The organism is Colwellia sp. 6M3 (assembly GCF_014077595.1).
Taxonomy (GTDB): Bacteria; Pseudomonadota; Gammaproteobacteria; order Enterobacterales; family Alteromonadaceae; genus Cognaticolwellia.
On sequence record NZ_JACGWF010000006.1, the window covers coordinates 1 to 22,409 of the forward strand.

The window sequence follows — 22,409 nt, forward strand, 5'->3', positions numbered from 1 at the left end:
ATTTATATCCGCTTAATTAGCCATTTAAAATGGATGTTGCCAGCGGATCCCAACAACGAATACTTAAGATATATAAACATTTTAATTTCTAGTTATTTTAAGCCTAAATTGGTCTTTTTCTATCCGTATCCCGTATTGTAATTCTAGTTATTTATAAGATGATTAAGATGAGAATATTTATGATATTACTGATGAGCGAAGAATCAAGAATTATAGAAATGGCGTGGGAAGATCGCACCCCTTTTGAGGCAATTGAGCTGCAGTTTAATATGAATGAACCTGAGGTTATTAAATTTATGCGAAGTCGTTTAAAAGCCAACAGTTTTAAGTTGTGGCGAAAAAGAGTGTCAGGTCGATCAACAAAACACCTGCAATTACGGAGTGAAAACGTCACAAGAGGCTATTGCCCAACACAATATAAACAGCGTTGATTAAGCATACGCGAACGATTTTAAAAGTTAATTACCGAACTTTTGATGGTAAACACATAATTATTTATTATCAGGCTTAGGGTATTAAAACTACCTGCATAGTCTCAGTTAGTTTTATTGCTAAGCTGATGATCATTGGAAAGTTTTTAAATAATACTGGTTTCTACCGTTCTCTTTTGCTTCATATAAATATTCATCTGCGATTTTAACTAAATTATCGCTAGAAACTTTCGCATTGGCAGATTTTAATACCGCACCAATTGATAAGGCTGTTTTTACATCTTTCCCGCTATTTTTTAAGTTTAAGGTCGCAACCGTTAACACCATATCAAAACAGGTTTGTTCAAGCTTTTCACTACTGATACCGTAGAGTATGAGTGCAAATTCATCTCCTCCTATGCGAAAACCAATGTCTTCAGCACGGCGGCATTTTGTCTCGATAACTTCCGATAATTTAACTAAAACGTCATCACCTACATCATGACCAAATGTGTCGTTAATGGTTTTAAAATTATCAGCATCTATTAATATTAAACCTAAGGTTGCATTGTCTCGAGTTGCTATCGCGTTTAATCGTTCTATTTCTTCTTGAAAAGATCTTTTATTGTGGAGTTTAGTTAATCCATCCGTTATCGATTCGTTATATAGCCTATTAATCAGAAGGTAGTTTTGATAAAGCACCTTTTGACCTAATAGGTTAATCGTTAGGCAAATTCCAGACACGAACAGTAATATTATCAGCAAAAATATTAAGTCTGCTATTTGATGATTTAAATGAAAATTCACTGCTGAAAATACGGATAAAATAATTGCCGTTGCTACCACTGCGGGCTTAATTGCAATTATTAAGAGTAAACAGCCAAACATTAATATCAGTACGAGGCCAAGTTCAGAAAATTGAAAAGTGTAAACTTCAGAAAGATAATAAATGAAAGTGTGATTTAAGCCACTTCCGACATAAACCATTAACATTATTAATGAATTCGAACGAATTGAAAGAGGAGGGTAGTACCAATAAACAATATTTAAATATATTAACGGCAATACAACGAGTATTAGACGTGTTGTAAGGGTTAGTGAGTAAATCTCACTGGGGAATTTTATGACGTCCATTACAGCGAATGCGGTATACAAAATTAATGAAACTAGCAAAGCCCAGCGTCTGATACCTAGGCACTGAGTCATTAAAAAATGTAAAAAGTTGTCTTCACTTTTTACATTATCGTTCAAATTTTTTATTTTTTTGTTCATATAAGTACTTTATTCGATAATACGAGAAGGCGTGGTTTTAGTTTTTTATGCAAAAATTTAATATCGCTCAAAATTTAAAGTAAACCACCGTGATAATTGCTCATTCGAGTATGAACTTTCTTGCTGAACTCTATGTTGTTAGCCTAGTCACTTAATCATCAACTATCAACGGTAATTTAAACATAACAACATTAGCGTTGAATTCAAAATGTAGTGCTCACCATCCTTGATAGTAAACCATCATATTAACAGACCGTATATTTGGGGTTTTTATTACAATATTTAACATATTAAATATGTGCTTAACAATGCAGTAATAAATAAAGTAATAAATGCTGCTGCCTTTTTGCATTTATTATAAACATTATTAGTCAACGGCTGAAAAGTAATGCAAAATAGTATGTCGCTATTACTCCCTTCAAAGACAATGTTAATTACTGACATACGTTTGATATGTTTTTGCTAAAGACTAGCATGTTAACTGAGCCTTTAAGCCTATTGGATAGATATTATGAATTTAGATAAATCAACAAAACGCATTGCTAAAAAAGTTAAAAATGGCTTTCAAGGATATCCACAAATAACGCTAGCTTATTTTGGAGAGTCAGAAAGTTGTGCAACAAAAGTGGTGGTCAGTTTTGTATTAGAGGAAGGTGCTGACGCTCAAGAAGAGAAATTTTTAAGCGAAAGTGATGTTCGTAAAGATGAAACGATTCAGACAACCATCGTAAAAATTATTGAGCGAGCTGAAGCGAAAACAGTGATAGAAGTCGCGGGAGTCGCAAAAATTAATTGATATCAGTTTTATGATCAGTAAAAGATCACCTACGCTCAATTACTCTAAATAAAACTAATTTTGACTTTTATGCATATTTTAGATTGATTATGGTTAATTTAGTCTCTATATTTGCCGCACTTTCACTCAACCAATGTCCCTACTCATGAATGTTTTTAAACAACCATTAACTGTAAGCGCAGTTATGGCAATGTCTAGTACATTTTTAAATGATGTTTCTGCTTTTGAAAACGGCGAAATGCAAACTGATAATATTGCTGCTGAAACGTCAGATACAGGGTTTTCTGGTCGTATTCGTGTGGGCTACATTTCAATTGATAATGAGGTTGAAGCGCGTATGCAAAGTTCTGCTATCGGCGCAGAGCTTAATTATAGCAGTGCAAGTTGGCAAGGTCTTACTGCCAACGGTAGCTTATATACCACACAAAAAATATTCCACGATGATGAAGGTAGCTTTTTTGGCTCTGATGGCGACGGTTATGCCGTTTTAGTTTTGACTCGCCTTATGTTGACATGAACGATGTGCGTATGGTGCCGAATAGCTTTACCGGCATTTTAGTGACTAATGCCGATATTACGGATACCACGGTATATGCTGCGCATTTAACTGACTGGATCAGTGTAGATAGCGAAAAACCAGAAGACTTTATTGATCTACTGGGTAGTGATAGCGTTAACGTATTAGGTGTTGTTTATCAGGGAATTGACCATGTTGAGCTACAAACATGGTATTACAATGCCAAAGACTTAGCCGACTTTTTCTATGTTGATGCTACCGTTGAGTTTGATAACATTACCTTAGGTGCTCAATTTGGTAAGCAATCAGACAGCAGTGATAATAATAACGGCCCTGATGGTGACGTATATGGCATTATGGCCAGTTATACATTGAATGACTTTACATTTAAATCCTCGTATAACCATGTGTCGGGTACTATTATCAATGGCTTTGGTGGCGGTCCTTTTTATTCCAATGCGGCAGATCACACTATATCGGGTGTACTCGATCAAGATGCCTTGGCCATTGGTATTGATTACAGTGGTTTTGATAACATCACGTTGGGATTATTAAATGTTGCCTTTGACAAAGGTGCTGACGAAATAGACTTATTTTTCAGCTATGATTTTGGTAATAACATGGTATTTGATTTTATTTATCACCATATACATGACGATGGAAAAATGGTTTTAGCTATGTTTAATGTTGGCTTTTAATTATTTTTTAAGTGTTTTTTAAATAATTTAATAAAGTAGTGCTTACATATAGCGCTACTCCATCTTTTTAATATGCGTGAGTTTATTTACTCACAGGTAAGGTTACTCAGTAACATCATATTGATTATGTTATTATCTTAATTAATTGCTTTACAGAATATTCCATCATTTTATTGCCATGACAAACCTTACTGCTTGTTTTACGCCTTTTTCTCAGTCTATTGACAATACTGTGCTGCCAGAAAAATTTACCTTCCCATTTTATTACCAACCACAGCCCATTGCCATTGCTGCTGCTTTGCAGTTACAGCAACAGCTTGAACAGCTGCCTATTAGCTATTCTGAAGCTTTTACAGAAACGAAAGCTGAACAGGTTAGTTCAGGTAAAATGTTTGGTGTTTTAGTGGTGAAAAGTAGCCAAGATAACATCGGTTTTCTCAGCGCCTACTCTGGTCAACTCGACCTTGATGTAAGTATGATTAAATTTGTACCTGCAGTGTCTAATATGCAATTGCAAGATTCAGCGTTTTTAACTGAAAACCGCATTATTAACAATATTAATGCTGAAATAACGGTTTTGGAAAATAGCCAACAGCTTAGCCGTATTAGAGAAAACCTAAATGATGCCACAATAGCCTATCAGCAGGCATTATCATCCCAGCAAAATCAAATTGTGTTGAACCGCCAACAAAGAAAGCAACGACGTACAGTCGCTTCTGAGCAACTAACAGACAATGATGCTGAGCGCTTAAGTATTGAGTTAGCAGGGCAAAGTATTCAAGAAAAAAAGCAGCTACAAGCACTTAAGCAAAGCGGTCAAAAAAATCTTGAATCATTACACCAAGCCTTAACTGACATTACAGATGAAATTGATAAGTTAAAGAAGCTGCGAAAATCACGTTCGAAAAATTTACAAAAAAAACTCTTCGCTCAATATGATTTTCTTAATGCTAACGGCGAAACGAAAGATTTAAACGCTATTTTTGCCGAATTACCTGAGCATACACCACCCGCAGGGGCAGGTGATTGCGCGGCACCTAAATTATTACAATATGCCTATCAACATAACTTAACGCCCATTGCGATGGCTGAGTTTTGGTGGGGTGCTGCACCTAAATCAGCTATTCGACAACACAAAAACTATTACCCATCTTGTTACAGCAAATGCCAACCCATTTTGACTCATATGCTTAAAGGCCTGAAAGTCGACGATAACCCATTATTAGTAAATCCTGCGCAGGGTAAAGATTTAACGATTGTTTACCAAGATAGCGATATGCTAGTGGTTAACAAACCTGCTGAGTTTTTATCGGTGCCAGGTAAAAATATTGAAGATTCGGTTTACATGCGCATAAAAACGCAATTTCCACAGGCGTCGGGGCCACTTATTGTGCATCGGTTAGATATGTCGACTTCTGGGTTATTAATCATAGCGCTTAATAAAAGAGCCCATAAAGCATTGCAAAAGCAGTTTATTGAACGCAGTATCGAGAAGCGTTATGTTGCATTGGTTTCTGGAAATGTTGTCGAAGATAATGGCACTATCGAATTACCATTAATACTAGACTTTGATGATAAGCCTCGGCAAATGGTGTGTTATGAGCGTGGTAAACACGCACTGACTACTTGGCGTGTGTTAGAGCGAAAAAACAACACCACACGATTACATTTGTTTCCTAAAACTGGGCGAACGCATCAGTTAAGAGTGCATTGTGCGCATAAGTTAGGGCTAAATATGCCGATTGTTGGCGATGATCATTATGGTTTAAAAGCCGATCGCTTACATTTGCATGCAGAATATTTGTCGTTATCGCATCCTATTAATCATTGCAAATTGGAGTTTGAAGTCGCTGCTGATTTTTAATGATTAGTGGCTCCTAATAAAATGTCGCATTGAATATAATTCGTCTCCTGTAACTGTAACTGTCACAGGAGAACCACTTACGGCATTAAAGCTTCTTTCCTAACCTTTTTTCAATTTGTTTCTTTTCCCAGTCAGCGCCAAAAAAACTGTATACCTCAAACACACTTATTCCATGAGAAACTACGCCAATACCCCAGCCAAATGCTGCCCACCAAGCCCAATAATAATCTGGGCTGGTAATAAAATTTACGATAAACAAACCAAGTATTACCATGCCATAATTAATAAGGTGACTATAAAAGCCTTTAATGTCCTTCACATGTTCAATAACACGGTTCTCTTCTTCGCTATATTTTTCTGAATTTTCCATTTTCTTTTCCTTTAGCAAATCTTCAAGTTCAATTTCAAAGACAGCGGCAAGAGATTTAAGTGATTCCAAACCAGCTTTCTGACCTCGCTCAATACGTTGAATGGTTCTGATATTTAAACCACTAAACTGGGCTAACTGCTCCTGAGACCAAGCTCTTTTAAGCCTTAACTTTCGGACGATCATATACTTCTCCTTGTTGCTGTTCGTATTGAATTATTAATTACTCGCTAAAACTTTTCTACGACTTTTACCTGACTTTAATACGACAGTTATTTAAAATCAGTTACTTACACCATTTGTTATTTAGGTGATGGTAATGCTTTTAAGTAGCCTAGCAGCGTCGTCAAACTCATAAACTTCTACTTTTGACATAATGTCTTTTAATTGCTGATGATAATCTTGCTGCTGGGTCATTGCTAATAATGATTGAATGGTTTCAATTGCAGCAACATCATAATTATCGACATCAAATTTTAATTGCTCAATAAGGGCTTTGCAGTCTGAAATGTTGAAAATAACATCAGTAGGCTCTGGTGGGTTGAGTGCTGATAATGCTAATTGAATGCGTTTTAATTCATTTTGACACTGGCTTAAAATTAATGGCTTTATATTATGTTGTACGGCATTTCTTTCTAAAGTTTGGCAAAGTGTATAAAGGTTTGTAGCACCAATATTGCCAGCTACACCTTTAATAGTGTGAGCTAATTGCTCAATCTCAGCAAAGTTATTGTTAGCAAACGCACTTTCTAAAGGTGCTAATGCATGAGTATAGTTATTTTTAAATTTAAGCAGTAAGCGCAGATAAAGGCTTTTATTATTTTGTGCAATAGCTAAACCAGATTTTATGTCAATACCGTCAAGTTCAGGGATGATTATTTGCTCATTTTCATTTGCTGATAACAGCGCTTTATTGGCGTTTAAGTGATGAAGTTTTTTCTGTGAAGCAGGAACAACCCATCGTGCTAATTTGATAAACAATTCTTGGGTATTAATGGGCTTACCAATATGCTCATTCATACCCGAGGCTAATGCTTTTTCACGATCTCCGGCCATTACGTTAGCGGTCATAGCGATAATAGGTAAATCAACAAAGCGAGGGTTCTGACGAAGTTCGCGTGTGGTTGTGTAGCCGTCTTTCACTGGCATTTGGCAATCCATTAATACACCGTCGAAGTGTTCTTGATTAAGTTGAGCCAGTGCTTGTTGCCCATTGTTGCTAATAACCACTTTAATACCGTTGCTAGTGAGTAATTCTGTTGCTAGCTCCTGATTTATTTCGTTATCTTCTACTACTAATAACTTTATACCTTGTAAAGACTCGATGGCGGACAATGAGTCGCGCTCAATTTGCTCATAACTTTCTTTTCTCAAGTTTTCTTTACCTAGCGTCACCAGTAGGTTATCAAGTAAGTTAGAAGTCGTTATTGGCTTACAAATTACTGAATATTTAGCATCGTTTGCCAGAGTAGGGATTAACATTTTTCGTTTATTGGGGAGAATATGCAAGATTGGTAATTCAGCATGATTATCTCTAATTAACTTTAATTCACCACAGTATTGATTGTCGCTACAATTTATCAGATCAATGAGTATTGCATCAAAGCCACCAAGTTGTGGCTGTGCTAAGTCAGTTAATAGTTCACTGGTAGAGCTATAGTTTTTTATTGCAAAGCCAAAAGAATTTAAGATCCGCTGTAAAATCACCTGATAAACGCTATTGTCAGTCACCAATGCAATTTTTAAATCATTTAGTGACGTTAAACTAGATGATTTAGTATTAAGTTCATTTGTCGGTTGGCTTTGATAAGTGAGGGTGAAATGGAATTTACTACCAATATGCGCTTCGCTTTCTAGCCATATTTCACCGCCTAATAGTTCAACAAGCTGTTTGCATATTGCCAAGCCTAAACCTGTACCGCCATATTTACGGGTAGTTGATGCATCAGCCTGGCTAAATGACTGAAAAAGTTTTTCTTGTTGTGCGGCATTCATGCCTATGCCGGTATCACAAACTGAAAATTGTAAAGTTACGTTGTTTTTATGTTTTTTGATGCACGACACATTAATTTTTATTTCGCCATGATCAGTAAACTTAGCGGCATTACTGCCAAGGTTGGTTAATATTTGCCCAAGGCGCAACGGGTCACCAATAAGATTAAGTGGCACATCTTGCTCTACGTCAAATATCAACTCAGTTTGTGTTTCGTTGAGTTTATCGACCAATAAATTATTTAAATTATCGAGCGCGTCATCCAAACAGAAAGGGATTGATTCTATCTCAATTTTGTTCGCTTCAATTTTTGAGAAGTCTAGAATGTCGTTAACAATACCTAATAATGACTCAGCAGCAATATTAACTTTTGCGATATAATTCTGTTGTTCTGGAGTTAAATTTGTTTTCAATGCTAACGCAGACATACCAATAATGGCATTCATTGGGGTACGAATTTCATGTGACATATTAGCTAAGAAATTAGATTTAGCTTTTACGGCATCTTCTGCCAGCGACTTAGCATCTGCAAGGGTTTCTTCTGCCATTTTTTGTTCGCTGATATCAACAAATGTACCTAATAAACCACCTGCCGAGTCATCAGCTTTCTCAAAGCTTTTTACCCAATACATAGTGGTATGCTCTAAACCATCACCATAAATCATGGGTATTTCTTTTCGTATCATACCCTTTGAGGCAATAATTTCAGTGTCTTCAGTCTGATAAGCTATTCGATCTGCCATCGGTAAAAAGTCAAGTTCGAGTACTGTTTTTCCAATAATGTCTTCTCTTTTAACATTAAAGGTTTGTTCATATGCTTTATTTACGTTAGTAAATGTTGAATCTGGCGCTTTAACAAATATTGGGTAAGGAATAGTGTCAGCCAATGCTTGTTGAAATAAAATATGCTCTGCTAATTCAGCATCATGGAGTTTACGTTCAGTAATATCGCGAATAATAGCAACGATAAAACGTTCATTATGCATATCAAGAACACTCACGGTGACTTCAGCTGCGAACTCATAACCACTTTTGTGCTTACCTGTTAGCTCCAATAGTTGTTTTTCAGGGGAAGGTTCATGCAGTATTTTGTCAAAAACATGCAAGCTTGTTTCTTCAGGTAATAAACAATCAATCTTCTGACCAATAAGCTCAGACTTTTCATAACCAAACATAGTTAAAACTTGTGAATTAACTAAGTTGTGCACTCGATGTTTATCTAACATTAAAATAGCATCGGGTGCTGACTCCATTAAAGCAGCAAACTGAGCTTGAACTGCATTTCTTTGCGTAATATCGATTAACGTTAAACGTACTTCAGTTAATTGTTCTTCTTCATTATAAACAGGAAGCGCTGACAACATGGTGTCTATGGTTTTTGTATCACTAATATTAACCGGAATTTCATTGGCTAATGGGTGAGATTTCGTTTGAAATATTTTGTGTACGTAATGTGATGGGTCAACAAAACTTTGCCAATTTAAAGAGGTAAAGGTTTCACGAGGGCGCTCAAACATTTGTGCAAACGCAAGGTTATGTTTAATAAACATACCTTGAGCATTTAATGTCGCATAAGCAACGGGTGCGTGTTCATATAGTTCCCATAGTGCTCGTTCACGTTGATGTAATTCAGCTGTACGTTTTACGACGAGCTGCTCCAGCTCTTCTTTTGAACGTCGCATATACTTTGTTGAACGCTGTCCAACAGAGATAGTAAATATGTTGGCGATTAGCGTTAATAATAGAGTAATAAAGGCAATGAACATTAACTTGTTTCGAAGTATGTTCACCTCTAATAAGGCTTCGTTTACATCAACTTCTGTTGCAATACCAAACCCATACTGGTTGTCCCACAGCCAAGCGCCAAAAACGTTTACACCTCTATAGTCGTTATACCCGATAACATTACTGGTTATTTTATTGTTAGTAATTAGGGTAATGTTGTCTGAACGAGCACTATTAACTAAGTGATTTGCCATAAATGTGAACGGTAATTGTTGTAAGTCAAAGGTCGCATCAGGGTTGTCTATTACGTTAACTTTTGGCACTTTAAGTGTGATCAGTTGTTTGTTTTTACTGAATATTTGTAAGTAATTAATTGATGTGAACTCGTTTTTAAAGCGACTTTTAGTCAGCATTTTTCCTTGTTTAGTTACTAAGTAGCTGTCACCAGAGTTGCCAATACGACCTTGTTGCATAATATTAGATATTTGGCCGCTAGGTTGAATTCGCATAGATAAAGCGGCAATCACTTGATTATTCTCATCCGTTATCGGTGTGATCATATACATACTGTATTGGTCTATGGCTTTAGTCGTACTATTCAACAAGTCCAAAGCATTCGACTTTATTGGTGGCACAAAATGACTTTCTCCCGTAAAAACAGCGGCAATTATCTCAGGATGTTGTTGGGCTATTAAGCTGATTTTATCTAAGTTTTCGTTACGGTTTGAACCAATATTGATATGTTCTGAACTGATAATTGAAAAATCTTTTCCCTCAATACTACTTTGGCTAATATATTGACGTATTTTTATTGTCGACTTTGAGGTTTTCATTGCTTGGTTTAACGCTGACTGCAGGTGTAATTCTTTGGTGAGTTCTATGACAGTGTTACTTTTAGCTATTTTTTTTAATTGCCTTTCTTGCTCACTTATCCAGTCATTGAGGCGAGTTTTTGTTGCTTCTACGACAAACTCTAGATTTTTTTGCACGTTGGCGCGGGTGTTCTCTTCATTGTCTTGCAAGGTTAAGTAAATAACACTAAAAATAATAGCGATATTCAAGGCCGATATTGAATGCACTATAAAAGGAAATTTCCTCGATGCCATAAATGCGGCAATACGTTGCTGGCTAATTAATTTAGGTAAAAGTAAGGTAGAAAAAATTAACAATAATGATACTAAGGTCATCATGAAAATTAGTGATGTACTGTCTGCGTCATTACTTTGATCTGAAGAAAAGTTGATTAACGCATCTTCAAGTAATAAATTTTCGGGGATGAAAGGCGAATCGATCATGCCTAACTGATGATAAATCTCGCTAATTTTTTCCATACGAGTACGGGCAATTGAGCCTAGCGGGATAAATTTAGCTAAAATAATCTTTCTAATCTCATTGGCTTCAAATGTTAGGTGAGCATGAGACTTATCTTGGCTATTATATTTCTTTTCAATCAAATCAATGATTTCAGCTTGATGGTTAATCGCATATTGCCAACCTTTAATGGTCGCTTGGCGAATCGCTTGAACCCGTTGAGGATTATTTTTTACTTCTAATTCACTGGTGAAGAGATTATCACCATAAAAATCAATGCCATAATCTCTAGGGCTGATGGTTAATATGTCTATATCAGCTTCTTTGAATTGAAAGGGCTCATTGGTGTTATATATTAATATAGCATCAGTTTCCCCACGGGTTAATGCGCCGAAATGGTCACTTTGTTTTTGCCATACAAAAGCCGACATATCTTGCTCTGCTTGCATCAACATGGCGGTGATGGGGGCGAAATTTTTCCATTCTTTATCCACCATAATGCGCTTACCAATAAGATCAAATGGGCTACCAATGCCAGAAGATCGCAGTGTTGCAATAGTGGTGGGAGAGTGTTGAAATATTTGCGCAACGATAACTACAGGTTTACCGTTATTTTTTGCCACGATTAAACTCGAGTCATTGATACCATAGTCCGCTTTACCCTCGACAATATAATCTTCAATAGACCCTATTTTATCGCGTTCTCTTAACTCGACATCTAAGCCAAGTTCTTGATAAAAACCTTGTTCCTTTGCCGCGTAATAGCCAGCATATTGAAATTGATGATACCAATTAAATTGAATTGATACTTTATCGAGTTCTTGTCCTAAGCTTTGGCGAGAAATTAATAAAGTTAAGATACAACTTAACAACATTGAGACATTTTTATTACGAAAATAATTCAACATATTATGTACGTTCAGCCCACTGCTTTATAATCTTTGCCAACTGTGCAACACCATCGGTAAGTGCTGCAGGACCAGGTTGTAAAATATCTGTTGAGTTTATCTCAAAAATATCACCATTTTTTATTGCTGGGATCGTTTGCCAACCAACTCTTGAGGTGACTTTTTCTTCATCAAACTTACGCCCACACCATGAAGCAATGTAAATATCGGGTTGTTTGGCTATTACCTCGCTGGCATCTGCAACAATACGATTTTTTGCTAAAGATTGAGTCGAAAACTCTTGATAACAATCTATGCCACCGGCAATTTCTATTAATTCGCTCACCCAACCAATGCCAGTAATAATAGGATCAAACCACTCTTCAAAATATACTTTTGGATGTTTAGGCAATTGTTCAGCTTGTTGCTTAATTTTTCGTAAATTGTCTTGCATGTCTGCGACGAGTTTTTCACCTTTAGCTGGCTGCCCAATTAAAGCTGATACGGTGCGAATCATCTGTAAAATTTCACTGATACTGCGATGATTAAAACAATGAACTTGTATTCCTTCTTTAATTAAATCGGCAACGATATCAGCCTGCATATCTGAAAATGCCAAGACTAAATCAGGCTTAAGCGATAGGATTTTTTCCGTTCTGGCGGTAATGTAAGCACTTACTTTGGTTTTTTCTTTTCGTGCACGTTCAGGGCGCATGGTGTAAGCCGAAATGCCAACAATACGATGATCTTCTTCCATAAGGTAAAGTGCTTCGGTGGTTTCTTCGGTTAAACAAATAATGCGCTCTGGCCATTTAGGTTCAGGAACTAAAATCATGCATTTTCCTTGTTACTTACGGTAGTGTTTTGTTTTATTGGTATTATATTGACATGCAATCGTTGCTATTGCATTTGATGAGTTTTACTTTATCAAAAACCACGCAGCAATGATTGGTTTTTTAGTGGTTGTAACAACTCGTGTTTTAAACAAGGTTGTTTCATTGTTAATACAGCAAGTTTATTTGTTAGACTGTATGCAATTATTACTAATAAATCATGGAAGTTAGCTTGTCAGTTTTTAATATCTATTTGTTACGCCATGGCGAACTTGTTGAGACCGGAGTTTTATGTGGGCGTTCAGATATTGCACTATCGAATACCGGCAAACAACAGCTTATTGAAGCTAGTCAAGGTTTAGTGGATATTTCACAATGCTACAGCTCACCCCTTATTCGTTGTCGAGCGTTTGCAGAAAGCTATTGCCAGCAAGTAGATATTTCATTACAAATTACGGCTGACTTGAAAGAGATGGATTTTGGTGATTGGGACGGGCAAAGCTATCAAACACTTTGGCAACCTCAAAACTCAACAAAAAATGCTGAGAATGCGCTCACATTGGGTGATTTTTGGCAAAATCCTTGGCAATGTCAGCCGCCAAATGGTGAAACTATGGCAAGCTTTACTGCACGGATTGATAGTTTTTGGGCGCGTTTATTACACCAATTTGAACAGACCGTTCAAAAAGAACAGCAACAATGTCGACCGAAAAATACTTTAGTGGTTAGTCATGGCGGTGTTATTCGCTATATTTTAGCTAAAGTGCTTGGCTTACCAATCCCAGGTGTTAATCATATGGCTAATATCGATGTACCTTATGGTGCACTTATTCATATACAAGTTAGTATTGATAGTAACGGCAAAGCTTGGTCGAAGTTAATGCTTTAATAACAGCAAATTTAGCATTATCGAACTGTGTTGTTATTTTAGAAACTCACTTTTTTACATAGGATGTAAGAACGCTATCTCACCGGAATTTAAATGTGAAAGCTTGAATATTTAAGCTTTTAACGCACCACTGAGTTAAAAATAAACCTTGCTATTTTGTCCTAGCTGTCGATAATCGCGCCATTAATTAAATAATGTCATATTCAATTTTACTACTTTAATGGAGGATCCCATTATTGCAAAGGTAAAACTGGGAATGTGGTGAAAATCCACAACTGTGCCCGCAACTGTAAACAGCGCATATATTACCACTTAGCCATAAAGTCATTGGCCGAAAAAACATATATGCTGTAAGTCAGGATACCAGGGGAAATATAGACATTAATTACCACGTCGAGCGGGTTACTCGAGCATTGGAATTTTTATTTTGCCTTGTTGATTATGTCATCATTGATGAAATATATACTCCCTTAAGCCTCTAAACTCATCTACGTTAATCATTTTTTGTAAGCCAATTCTTTTGGGTTTGATTTTTGTTAGGTTTTGAAATGTTTAATATTAAAGCAGTTAGTTGCGAACACTCAGAAAAAATTCAAGCACTAATTGACGGTAAAACTAAGCCGCTAGGCGCATTGGGTGATCTTGAATCTTTAGCCAAGCAAATGGCTAAGATTCAGTTAACTGCTTCATCTTTTAAATCTCCTAAAAATAACCAACATAAACTCGAACTTAACTCTCCTCATTTAACTATTTTTGCTGGCGATCATGGCGTTGCTAGCGAAGGTGTTTCCATTGCACCTAGTGAAGTGACTAGTCAAATGGTGGCAAACTTTGCTGGTGGCGGCGCAGCCATTAATGTTTTTAGTCAGCAACTTGGATGGCAGCTAAATATTGTCGATGCTGGTATTTTACATCCTGCATCATCGACAGCAGTTTTAGATCAACGATTAGGTAATATTACTCAAGCCATTAATCAGCAAGAAGCTATGACTCAAACCCAAGTCGAGCAAGGTTTTATTTTTGCCAAAAAACATATTGCAGAGCTAAAAAATACCGGTTGTAACATTGTTGCTTTTGGTGAAATGGGTATCGGCAACACCACGATTGCTTCAGCGATAATGGCGGCAATGATGGCTATTCCTGCGAGCGAAGCCGTTGGTCGTGGTACTGGCGTTTCAGATGATGTTGTTTTAAAGAAGCAACAAGTGGTTGAGCAAGCCTTAGCACTTCATCGAGATAATCTCACAAACCCTCAAGCTATTTTACGCTGTTTAGGTGGTTTTGAAGTGGTACAAATTACCGCAGCGATGCTAGCCGCAGCAGAAAATCGTATGTTAATTGTGGTTGATGGTTTTATTTGTACCGCTGCTGCAATGTTAGCGATTGAGCTAAATACTAACGTGAAAGGTTATATGATATTTGCCCATTGCTCAGGTGAGCAAGGCCACAAAAAAATGCTGAAATGGCTTCAAGTTAAACCGCTGCTGAACCTAGAATTACGCTTAGGCGAAGGTACGGGCGCGGCTTTAGCGCTACCGATAATACAAGCCGCAGCTGCTTTTTATAATGATATGGCAAGCTTTGCCGATGCAGAGGTTACTGATGTTACCTGAGTCTAACGAAATACAATCAAGCGCTTCCAAGCGAGAGTTACTCTGCCAGCAATGGCAATTGTGTCTTTTAGCTATCAGCTTTTTTACCCGAATTCCGGTTAACATGGCGGTTGATGTGACCGCCAAAATGCTAAATGAAGCAAGCCGATATTTCGCTTTAGTGGGCGTGCTTATAGGAATCATTTCTGCATTAGCTTTTTATCTAAGTGCTATGTATCTGCCTACTGAAATCGCATTGTTAGTTGCTATGGCAAGCAGTGTGTTATTAACCGGTGCCTTTCATGAAGATGGATGGGCCGATGTTTGGGATGGCTTTGGCGGCGGCTGGAGTATCGAAAATAAACTTAATATTATGAAAGACAGTCGCTTAGGCACCTATGGCGCAGCAGCATTATTTTTTATTTTGATGATTAAGTACCAAACGTTACTAGCATTAATTCAGCAAAATATGTCTAATGTTAACTTGATAAATGATGGGCTGAGCGTGTTGTCTATTCTAGTTTTAGGGCACTGTTTAAGTCGAGTTCTGGCGACAAGCTTAATTGCCGATATGCCCTATGTCAGCGAAGATGCCACCTCAAAAGTAAAGCCTTTAGCGCAAGCATTATCAAATAATAGTTATTTAACGTTGCTAGCTACGGGCACTTTGATCCTTTTAATAACCTTATCTTTTAGTGTTATTTGGAAGTTAGTGGTTATTTTATTACTGACACGTTGGTGTTTAAAACGTTGGTTTATGCAACAGCTAGGTGGTTATACCGGTGACTGTTTAGGCGCAGCGCAACAGTTTTCAGAAGTGGTTATATATATATCATTACTTGCCCTTACATCGGCGAGCATATGACTGAAATAGTGAAGCATAAAATTCAGTTAATTCTTGGCGGCGCACGTTCAGGTAAAAGCTCATTAGCGGAGCAATATGCGATGTTGTCAAAGCTGCCGGTTACTTATATTGCGACCGCACAAGCGTTAGATGCTGAAATGGCGCAAAGAATTGCGCAGCACCAAGCAGAACGTCCAACACATTGGCGATTAATAGAAGCTCCTTTGCAATTGAGTGTCACTATTGAGTCGATTATTTCTGAAGCTTTATCAAGTAACTCATCAGGCGTTTGCATTTTAGTCGATTGCTTAACTTTATGGTTAAGTAATAGTTTATGTCAGTCGAATTCAAGTACTGATAGCAGCAATAATGTAAGCCAAGACAGTTGTAATAGTGAGTATTGGCAGCAAGAAAAACAGCAGTTTCTTAAGTTATTAAATAGTCTTCAAGATGTAAACTTTGCGCGAGAAAACACGCAAACATTCGCGATTGAACTTATTTTAGTTAGCAATGAGGTCGGTCACGGCATTGTGCCAATGGGTGAGTTGTCGCGCCAATTTGTCGACCAAGCAGGGTGGTTGCATCAAGCCATTGCTAAAGTTGCCGATAAAGTCGAGTTTGTTATGGCAGGCTTGCCCCTAACATTAAAGTCGGTTGAAAATATTAGCCATAAGGCACCACTTTGAAAACATTAATGGTACAAGGTACTACTTCTGATGCAGGAAAAAGTACTTTAGTTGCAGGGCTTTGCCGAGTATTAGTTAACGCGGGTTTTAATGTCGCGCCATTTAAACCGCAAAATATGGCATTAAATAGTGCCGTTACTAAAGACGGTGGTGAAATTGGTCGTGCACAAGCTTTACAGGCAATAGCTGCAAAAGTTGAAGCACGCATTGATTTTAACCCTATTTTATTAAAGCCCAATAGTGACACTGGTGCGCAAGTTATTGTCCACGGTAAAGCGCTTTCTAATATGGAAGCAGGTAAATATCACGACTACAAAAAAGTAGCGATGCAAGCTGTGCTAACGTCTCATCAGAGGTTAGCTCTTGATCATGATGTATTGCTTGTGGAAGGAGCCGGTAGCCCCGCTGAAATTAATCTTCGAGCTAACGATATAGCCAATATGGGCTATGCCGAAGCGGTTGATTGCCCCGTTATTTTAGTTGCAGATATTGATCGTGGCGGTGTCTTTGCCCACCTAGTGGGGACGTTGGCATTATTGTCGGAGTCAGAGCAAGAACGTGTGAAAGGGTTTATTATTAACCGTTTTCGCGGCGATATAAAGTTGCTTGAGTCTGGATTAGACTGGTTAGAAGAGCGAACGGGGAAACCCGTATTAGGTGTTTTACCTTACTTGCATGATCTAGCGTTAGACGCCGAAGATGCCGTAGCACTTGATAATAAAGTGACACAAGCGCAAGTGAATGTTTTTGTACCTTTGTTACCGCATATGAGCAACCATACCGACTTTGATCCTCTGCGCTTACAGCCCAATATTAATTTACAATACATAAAAATGGGTCAGTCGTTGCAAGGCGCTGATTTAATTATTTTACCCGGTAGTAAGAATGTTACCTCTGACTTAACGTTTTTAAAGCAACAAGGCTGGCAGCAAGAAATTGATCAACACTTACGCTATGGCGGAAAAGTTATGGGTATTTGCGGTGGCTATCAAATGCTGGGTGAAAAAATATTTGACCCAGAACATATAGAGTCACATGTTGAGCAAGTATCGGGTTTAGGTTTGTTAGATTTTACAACCACGCTAACGGAAAATAAGACCTTAAGCCAAGTCTGTGCAACTATGACGCTTAATAATGAAACATGCCAGTTAACGGGCTATGAGATACATTGTGGTGTTTCAAACGGACCAGCGTTAAGTAAGCCTTTACTTAAGATTCAAGTTCAACCAAGCGATAAAAATCAGCATGGTATTGCCGATGGCTGTATTTCAAATGACGGGCAAATTATCGCTACGTATCTACATGGTTTTTTTGATTGTCCAGAGCCAACACAATTAGTACTAAATTGGTTGGGTATTAAAGACTTTAAAGCACCTATTATTGATATTAGTCAGCATAGAGAAATACAACTAGAGCGCCTTGCTAAGGTTTGTAATGAACATCTTAATATGGATGAAATTAAACTGATTATTGCTCAGAGTAAAAACAGCTAATTACTCTCTTCAACTCCAAGCATTTATCATGAAATGACCGGTCTAATTAATCTACTTGGTTTAAGACATAAAAAAACCGCTTAAAAGCGGTTTTTTATTGGCAAAATTATTGAAAATCGTACTTGTTATTCGATAAATGCAATTGCCGTTGGGTTTAATTCAGTTGCAAATCTAGGTAGCGCTTTTACGTCAGTTTCAGTATTTACAACGTCAACACCTGGATTAACTGGGTTGCTAACACTGATCCAAAGGAAATTAGCCGCATCTAAATTAATATGACTAATTTGTTCAGAGCCTGTCTCTGCTACTGCAGCATCTGCAATAACACCTGTTGTAGGATTGAAACTATAAACCGTTGAAAGCACACGATATGGCGAGAAAAAAGTTTCCTCAGCAACTAAATAACCTTTTGTTGCTGAAACAATTGCACTTGAGCTTATGAAAGCTGAGCTATTATCAGCAATGTCCTCAGCAGTTAACACAGTACTTAAGCTATAATCACTAGTGGCAATAGCTTCTACACGACTTAATGTTAAGTCAGTGTCACTGTATGAGTTACGTGTAGTGACATAGACAACATCATCTTTACTAACAATACTATTATTGAGTGGATTTAAGCCCACCAAAGGAATACCCATAACAGTGTCATCTGCGTTGGCGTTGGTTTCTATTTCGATATCAGTTTCGGTGTCAAAAACAGCAACGTAAGCGGTGTTTGGTGAATATGAGTCGTTCAAACGTTGTAAAGTAATAAATAGTTTACCATCAACAATTGTTCCGGCTGAAGGGTTTGGCGTGCCGTTGCTGTTGTCATCTGCGATGTAAGCGTCAAGATCTAACTCGCCAATTTTAAAGTCATCAGCGGTCGTTGCTTGTGGGTTTACAATCCATACTTTGCTTGAACCATAGCGTAAAATGTAAGCCTTAGTATCACTTAGCGAAACAATATCATAAGGGTTACGTGAAGTAGAATCGCCAGTATCTTGCGTAGTATAGCTCCAAACTTCAGTATCAAGTGCATCGGCATTGTATTTTGATATAGTGTCAATGAAGAAACGACCGATATGGAAAACGTCTTGATTGAAGCTACGTACAGTGTAATCAGAGCCATCTTTAATATAGTAACCTTTAGTTACTAATTCAGTTTCTGGATCTAATGTAACAACTTCTGAACCTGAGTAATCTGGTGCAACTGTTTGCACAACAGCAAACGAAGGTGTGTCTTTAACATCACCAACGGTTACTTGAATGCTCAATTCACCTGTAAGGTTTTGATTACTGTCGTCGGTAGCAATAACTGTTACAGAGAAAGGGCCAATATCGCCATTTTCGAAATCAGGTGCGGTTAAAAAGCTTAATTCACCGGCTTGCGTAATGGCAAATAAAGTACTTGAGCTACCGCCTAGCGACAATGTAATAGCATCGCCATCGGCATCAGTTGCATTATAACTGCTAACCAAAGTTGTGTTTTCTTCAACAACAGGATTAGTAGCACCTGTTACAAGTGGTGCACTATTACTGTCAGAACCGCCACCACAGCCAGCAAGTATTGTTGTACCTATGGCTAAACTTAGTGGCAACATTTGTGTTTTAAAAGTTGTTAACATTTATAATCCCTCGATTGTGTATTTAATTTGGAAACTTCGACCTTGTGATGCCCTATTCGCAAGATCTTGATATTTATCATTGAATAAGTTGTTGGCACTGAAAGTCACGCGATGCTTGCCTTCTTTCCAATAGACCAATAGGTCAGACACTGTGCGGTTGGCTGGATTACCATTACCTAAGTGACTGTCGTCATTTTGAAACCTGTTAATAAGGTTGAAGTACAAATCTTTGTCTTGGCTAGTTTTAAATGATAGCTGCCATGCTTTATTGACTTGATATTTTAGCGAGGCACTGTATTGCTGATGATAAATGCCGGGTATCTTATTTTGATTAAAGGCGACAAATTCAGATTTAATTTCACTGTCAATTAAGTTCACTTGAAATGATAAAGACAAAGGTGCAAATAATTGATAATTCAGTTGTGCTTCAAAGCCCATTAAATCGGCGTCGCTAACGTTTCTGTAACTGCCAACATTACTTGAATTAAAAATGGCAACAATAGAGTTTTCTAATGTTTGTTGATAAATCGAAGATGATATAGACAGGGTTTTATTTTGATATTGCCCGCCAATTGAAAGCGTAACAGCTTCTTCAGGTAACAAGTCATCATTACCTTTGAAAGAGCCGCGATCACCAAAAAGCTCATATAGGGTCGGAGTTCTTACACCGTCACTAACATTCGCCGTAATTTTAAAATTTTCTTGTTTAACGCTTAAACCTAATTCAGTGGTTAAATAATTTTCATCATTTTTCAGCTTCTCGGCGTCAGGCTGATTAAGGGCAGAATTTACGTTTTTCTCATGTAAATTACTGATCAATACATAGGCTTCTAATGGTAATGAAATTGGTTGCCACTCTAAGCGAGAACCTAAGTTGGTTTGTTGTTGCTCGGCTGAAATATCACATGAGCCAATACCATTACATTGAGTAGGTTGACCATTATGTTGACTGATAGATGTAAATTTTTGTTTATTAAAACTAATAAAAGGGGTTAAGTTAAAATTTTGCCAAGTTAGTAAAGGTTTTAATCCTACATGGTATTTTTTAGTTTCATAATCACTGATATCGAACATTACAGAATCAGGACTTGAAATATAACGCTCGTTTTTGTCTTCAGCGTAAGCCTCTACTTCGATTGAATCTAACCAAGATGAATTACTTAACCAGTGATGCTGATAACTGTAGCGAGTACTGTCTGAGCTTAATTCTGAACTGTTTTCTGGGGAATTATTGCGATAGTTAGGTAGTGACTTTTCTTGATCATTGTATTGTACATTCAACCTAATTTGATGCTGGCCCAGTTGAATAATGTCATTAATGAAAAATGTTTTTTTAGTGAATTCATTATTTCTTAATGCTTGCTCATCTGATTTTGTACTATCTTCAAAGCTTTGAGGTACAAGAAAATCGTAGTCATTATCACTATTTATATAATGGCCACCAAATGAAAGGCTTTGAGTTTTAAATACTTTATTAAATAATATGTTAGCTTCACGGTAACCAAATGATCCAGTGGCTAGCGTTAATTTCGCCGTGTCTTGTGTTGGGCTATAAGTGTTAATGCGAATAACGCCACCAATGGGGGTTGCGCCGGTGCCAATAGCTTGGTTTTTACTAATTTCAATACTTTGAATTTGCTCGGTTGGTATTTGGTTTAAATCAAAACCACCGAATTGACTGTCATTAATTAATTGGCCATCGATATAGAGTTGTATTTGCTTACTACTTGAGCCTCGAATAGAGACAGAAACGGGGTTACCAATACCACTTATCTGACGAATTTGAATACCATTAACCGTTTGTAAAATATCGGCAAGTGTTTGCGATGAATGAACAAAGCTTTCTCGTTGTAGAACCTGATAATTTGGTGAATTGAAACTTTGTTCGTTCACCACTTCAATAACTTCAAGCTCTTGATTTAAAGGTGTTTCTACTTGTGCGGAAACGGGTGATACCACAAAGATAGTTATAAATAGATATCGTAAACGAGAGAACATGAATACCTCAAAAGTTTTTGAGGGGCGTACGGAAGGCTACAGACGGTTTAGCAAAACTGTTGCTAATGTCGATATATTTCCGAAGCGCCCACCGCACTGCAAATAATTCTATGTTGTTTAGGCCGGTCTCCGGGCTTAACTTTGCAAAACAAAGTATTACCGTTGCGGGGGCAGCATTAGAATTATGCATAAAGCATGTCACTAACTTCCCGATTATCTCTTTATTTTTAACGTTGTTAACGTATAAATATCGAGCACCTAAGCAATTTTGAGCGGCAATTCTGACCCCATTACTATGGCTTGTCAACTGTTAGCATTATTAATCTACAAGCTTATAGATTTGATAATTTAAGTGCTCGTACAGTTTATTTGTTGGAGCTTGCAGTATGTCCTGCAAGTACTACATCTGTTTATAAAGCTACATGGTGGTAATGGAATTAAAACCAATGTAATTGGTATTTTTCTCTATTAAATTATCTGTGCTGTATGAGATTATAATAGGTGAGACGATATTATATTAGCTTATATCCTTGTTGGTTATATTTGGGTGTATATCCAATAGCGGATTAATACTGCTCAACTTCTAAGTTTATCAAGCACTCTAAAATCCATATTCAAGAAAAAACG

At 37.3% G+C, this 22,409-nt stretch carries 16 protein-coding genes and 2 riboswitches; of the genes, 10 read left to right on the forward strand and 6 right to left on the reverse strand.

Features of this window, described 5'->3' with window-relative positions:
• Nucleotides 1-179 precede the first annotated feature (179 nt).
• Nucleotides 180-431, forward strand: coding sequence for a TIGR03643 family protein (locus tag H4J50_RS02480; RefSeq protein WP_182254325.1), 252 nt, complete (start codon nt 180-182; stop codon nt 429-431).
• 132 nt (nt 432-563) lie between these two features.
• On the opposite strand, the gene H4J50_RS02485 is transcribed toward H4J50_RS02480, so the two are convergent.
• Complete coding sequence (locus tag H4J50_RS02485) at nt 564-1,682, reverse strand: GGDEF domain-containing protein (protein WP_182254245.1); 1,119 nt, start codon at nt 1,680-1,682, stop codon at nt 564-566.
• Nucleotides 1,683-2,193: 511 nt separating this feature from the next.
• On the opposite strand from H4J50_RS02485, the gene H4J50_RS02490 reads away from it, so the two are divergent.
• The 4 genes from H4J50_RS02490 to H4J50_RS02505 all read left to right on the forward strand — a co-directional run bounded on the left by H4J50_RS02490 (nt 2,194) and on the right by H4J50_RS02505 (nt 5,557).
• Entirely contained in the window at nt 2,194-2,478 is a 285-nt protein-coding gene (locus H4J50_RS02490; protein ID WP_108455020.1) for a hypothetical protein, read from the forward strand.
• A gap of 145 nt (nt 2,479-2,623) precedes the next feature.
• On the forward strand, nt 2,624-2,995 hold the full coding sequence (locus H4J50_RS02495) for a hypothetical protein (protein ID WP_182254246.1): 372 nt from the start codon (nt 2,624-2,626) through the stop codon (nt 2,993-2,995).
• A complete protein-coding gene (locus tag H4J50_RS02500) occupies nt 2,992-3,693 on the forward strand; it encodes an OprD family outer membrane porin (protein ID WP_182254247.1) in 702 nt (233 codons plus the stop codon). Before H4J50_RS02495 ends, H4J50_RS02500 begins: the two co-directional genes overlap by 4 nt.
• Before the next feature lie 178 nt (nt 3,694-3,871).
• Nucleotides 3,872-5,557, forward strand: coding sequence for an RluA family pseudouridine synthase (locus tag H4J50_RS02505; RefSeq protein WP_182254248.1), 1,686 nt, complete (start codon nt 3,872-3,874; stop codon nt 5,555-5,557).
• An 85-nt stretch (nt 5,558-5,642) separates the two neighbouring features.
• On the opposite strand, the gene H4J50_RS02510 is transcribed toward H4J50_RS02505, so the two are convergent.
• From H4J50_RS02510 to H4J50_RS02520, 3 genes are all read right to left on the reverse strand, one after another.
• The gene (locus tag H4J50_RS02510; RefSeq protein ID WP_108455023.1) at nt 5,643-6,110 is read right to left on the reverse strand and encodes a 2TM domain-containing protein; all 468 of its coding nucleotides are present in this window, start codon (nt 6,108-6,110) and stop codon (nt 5,643-5,645) included.
• Nucleotides 6,111-6,230: 120 nt separating this feature from the next.
• Entirely contained in the window at nt 6,231-11,861 is a 5,631-nt protein-coding gene (locus H4J50_RS02515; protein WP_182254249.1) for an ABC transporter substrate-binding protein, read from the reverse strand.
• A gap of 1 nt (nt 11,862) precedes the next feature.
• A complete protein-coding gene (locus H4J50_RS02520) occupies nt 11,863-12,675 on the reverse strand; it encodes a cobalamin-binding protein (protein ID WP_182254250.1) in 813 nt (270 codons plus the stop codon).
• A 230-nt stretch (nt 12,676-12,905) separates the two neighbouring features.
• On the opposite strand from H4J50_RS02520, the gene H4J50_RS02525 reads away from it, so the two are divergent.
• The 5 genes from H4J50_RS02525 (at nt 12,906) to H4J50_RS02545 (ending at nt 18,177) form a co-directional block, all read left to right on the forward strand.
• Nucleotides 12,906-13,562: a histidine phosphatase family protein gene (locus H4J50_RS02525; RefSeq protein ID WP_182254251.1), complete on the forward strand. Its 657-nt coding sequence runs from the start codon at nt 12,906-12,908 to the stop codon at nt 13,560-13,562.
• Nucleotides 13,563-13,776: 214 nt separating this feature from the next.
• A riboswitch (cobalamin riboswitch) is annotated at nt 13,777-13,947 on the forward strand.
• A 163-nt stretch (nt 13,948-14,110) separates the two neighbouring features.
• A complete protein-coding gene (gene cobT / locus H4J50_RS02530; RefSeq protein WP_182254252.1) occupies nt 14,111-15,175 on the forward strand; it encodes a nicotinate-nucleotide--dimethylbenzimidazole phosphoribosyltransferase in 1,065 nt (354 codons plus the stop codon).
• Nucleotides 15,165-16,019, forward strand: a complete 855-nt coding sequence (locus tag H4J50_RS02535; RefSeq protein ID WP_182254253.1) for an adenosylcobinamide-GDP ribazoletransferase — start codon at nt 15,165-15,167, stop codon at nt 16,017-16,019. The genes cobT and H4J50_RS02535 overlap by 11 nt, the downstream gene beginning before the upstream one ends.
• Complete coding sequence (gene cobU, locus H4J50_RS02540; protein WP_182254254.1) at nt 16,016-16,684, forward strand: bifunctional adenosylcobinamide kinase/adenosylcobinamide-phosphate guanylyltransferase; 669 nt, start codon at nt 16,016-16,018, stop codon at nt 16,682-16,684. The genes H4J50_RS02535 and cobU overlap by 4 nt, the downstream gene beginning before the upstream one ends.
• Nucleotides 16,681-18,177, forward strand: coding sequence for a cobyric acid synthase (locus H4J50_RS02545; RefSeq protein WP_182254255.1), 1,497 nt, complete (start codon nt 16,681-16,683; stop codon nt 18,175-18,177). The genes cobU and H4J50_RS02545 overlap by 4 nt, the downstream gene beginning before the upstream one ends.
• Before the next feature lie 125 nt (nt 18,178-18,302).
• On the opposite strand, the gene H4J50_RS02550 is transcribed toward H4J50_RS02545, so the two are convergent.
• Together H4J50_RS02550 and H4J50_RS02555 are read right to left on the reverse strand one after the other, a co-directional pair.
• Complete coding sequence (locus H4J50_RS02550; protein WP_182254256.1) at nt 18,303-19,784, reverse strand: cadherin repeat domain-containing protein; 1,482 nt, start codon at nt 19,782-19,784, stop codon at nt 18,303-18,305.
• Complete coding sequence (locus tag H4J50_RS02555; RefSeq protein ID WP_182254258.1) at nt 19,785-21,782, reverse strand: TonB-dependent receptor; 1,998 nt, start codon at nt 21,780-21,782, stop codon at nt 19,785-19,787.
• A 102-nt stretch (nt 21,783-21,884) separates the two neighbouring features.
• Nucleotides 21,885-22,059: riboswitch (cobalamin riboswitch) on the reverse strand.
• Between the last annotated feature and the right edge of the window lie 350 nt (nt 22,060-22,409).